The 1,408-nt window shown below is 65.8% G+C and carries 2 protein-coding genes; one reads left to right on the top strand and one right to left on the bottom strand.

Annotated features, from left to right (window positions below; genetic code table 11):
- Positions 1-13: 13 nt before the first annotated feature.
- A protein-coding gene (locus AOK00_RS37250) for an IS5 family transposase (RefSeq protein WP_107097410.1) occupies positions 14-831 on the bottom strand; the annotation gives its coding sequence in 2 pieces (ribosomal slippage) (positions 14-489 and positions 489-831; 819 coding nt in all).
- Between the two features lie 121 nt (positions 832-952).
- Between AOK00_RS37250 and AOK00_RS17440 the strand changes: the two genes are divergently transcribed.
- On the top strand, positions 953-1,363 hold the full coding sequence (locus AOK00_RS17440; RefSeq protein WP_055601234.1) for a DUF6228 family protein: 411 nt from the start codon (positions 953-955) through the stop codon (positions 1,361-1,363).
- The last annotated feature ends 45 nt before the right edge of the window (positions 1,364-1,408 follow it).

The following is a 1,408-nucleotide window of genomic DNA, read 5'->3' on the forward strand; positions in this document are numbered from 1 at the left end:
CTTAGGCGTCATCTCACGTGGCGAGTTTGGCAAGCCGCTTGTAGCAGATCAGGGTGGCGGCAAGGCTGAGGAAGGCGGCGAAATGCCGGCTTTCGCGTTCGTAGCGGATGCTCAGGCGCCGGTAGCTGAACAGCCACGAGATGCTGCGTTCAACCTTCCAGCGGTAACGGCCCAGGCGCTCGCTCGACTCGATGCCACGTCGCGCGATCTTGGGTGTGATGTTCCGGTTCCGCAACCAGTGGCGGATCTCCGGGTAGTCGTACCCCTTGTCTGCACGGAGCTTGGCGGGCCTGCGGCGTCGGGGTCCGCGCCGCGAACGCACGTCGGGGAGAGCCATGACCAAAGGCTTGAGAGCAAGGCTGTCGTGGGTGTTCGCGGCAGAGACCGCGGTGACCAGCGGTAGGCCCTGGGCGTCAGTCAAGATGTGGATCTTGGCGCCGGGTTTGCCCCGGTCGACCGGATTCGGCCCTACGAGCTGGCCCCCCTTTTCGCCCGGACCGAGGCAGAGTCGACCAGAGCAGAGGACCAGTCGATCACCCCTGCGGCCCCCAGCCGGTCAAGGACTTCGTTGTGGAGGCGCCGCCACAAGCCGGCCCTTGTCCAGGCAGCAAACCGGCGGTGCGCGGTGGCCGGGCTCACACCGAAGCAGGGCGGCAAGCGACGCCAAGCGCACGACGTGGTCAGCGCGTACACGATTGCGCAGAACACCTTCCGGTCCGCCACCGGAGCCGTTCCACCGCCCTGCCGACGTGGCTTGAACGGCGGTATCAGCGGCGCCGCAATCTCCCACAGTCCGTCAGGAACGAGATCGCGCTCAAGATCCACAGCCATAGTTGGCGATCATGCCTCAAAGCGGCTACGCCCGATGCCGGCGCAGCCGGGAGCGCGACGGCTGCCCAACCCGGTCTTCTAATCTGATCGCGTGCTCGACTACGACGATTCCGGCCGCCCTATGGTCCTGGTGGGGAACTCAGAGCCCGCACCGCTACTGCTCTCGAAGCCGACCCGGCGGTACGAGGACGAACCAACACTCGACTTCCTCATCAGGGCCCGCGGGCCCTGGGGAAGTGTCGAGACCTCGGTGGAGACCTGGGGCGGCGACGGTCTCGACACCTTCCTCGCCTCACTTGCCGAAGACTTCCGGGGCTGGGAAGGAGCACGTACGTGGCACTCCCTCTGCTACGACCTGACTCTCTCAGCGGAACACCACCCTGGTGGTTACGTCCGACTGGCCTGGGGGATCCGTGACCGGGCCCCCTCGGAGGAATGGCAGTTCGAGACCACCACGTGGCACGCGGCGGGAGAGGACATGCGCAACCTCACCGCCGAGATCCACACGTTCATCGCGAACGTCGCGGAGTAGCTGAACGATCCTGGATCCCTATCCCCACCACATGAGATGACGCCT

It is taken from the genome of Streptomyces aureus, from assembly GCF_001418135.1.
Taxonomy (GTDB): Bacteria; Actinomycetota; Actinomycetes; order Streptomycetales; family Streptomycetaceae; genus Streptomyces; species Streptomyces aureus_A.